The organism is Achromobacter sp. UBA5777, assembly GCF_002418565.1.
Taxonomy (GTDB): Bacteria; Pseudomonadota; Gammaproteobacteria; order Burkholderiales; family Burkholderiaceae_B; genus Achromobacter; species Achromobacter animicus.
The window spans coordinates 1-624 of sequence record NZ_DIEJ01000289.1 but is presented as its reverse complement, the minus strand read 5'-3'; the positions used below and the strand labels follow the sequence as shown (position 1 = coordinate 624).

Here is a 624-nt window from a genome sequence, read left to right as displayed (position 1 = left end):
GCAATCCGTTGGCCGAACCCGGCCTAATCGGCATTTCGGCGGGCGGCTCGCTGGGCGCGGTGGCCGCCATCGTGCTGACCTCGGGCGGCTTCTGGGTGCTCGCGCCGGCCGCGTTCGCCGGCAGTCTGCTTGCCACCTTCTGCGCCTACGCCCTGGGCCGGCGCGTGCCCGGCATGGCGGGCCTGCTGCTTGCGGGCATCGCCATCAACGCGGTGGCGGGCGCGATGATCGGCCTGTTCACGTTCGTGGCCAATGACGCGCAGTTGCGCGACCTCACGTTCTGGACCATGGGCAGCCTGGCCGGCGCCAAGTGGACGTTGCTGGCGTTCCTGGGCCCGTGGGTGCTGCTGATGTCCTGGTGGCTGATGCGTCAGTGGCGCGTCATGAATGCCTTGCTGCTCGGCGAGCGCGAAGCGCAGCACCTGGGCTACGCGCTTAAGCGTGTACGCGCACAGCTGGTGCTGGCGTGCGCGCTGATCGTTGGGCCGCTGGTTGCCGCGACGGGCGGCATCGGCTTTGTCGGCCTGGTAGTGCCGCATCTGGTGCGCATGACGCTGGGCGCGAATCACCGCTGGCTGCTGCCGGCCTGCGTGCTGGGCGGCGCGCTGGCGCTGACGCTGGCCG

1 protein-coding gene is annotated in these 624 nt (G+C 70.7%); it reads left to right on the top strand.

Annotated features, from left to right (window positions below; all coding sequences use genetic code 11):
• The coding region (locus B3446_RS25140) for a FecCD family ABC transporter permease (protein WP_291386552.1) at positions 1-624 on the top strand (624 nt) is incomplete at both ends.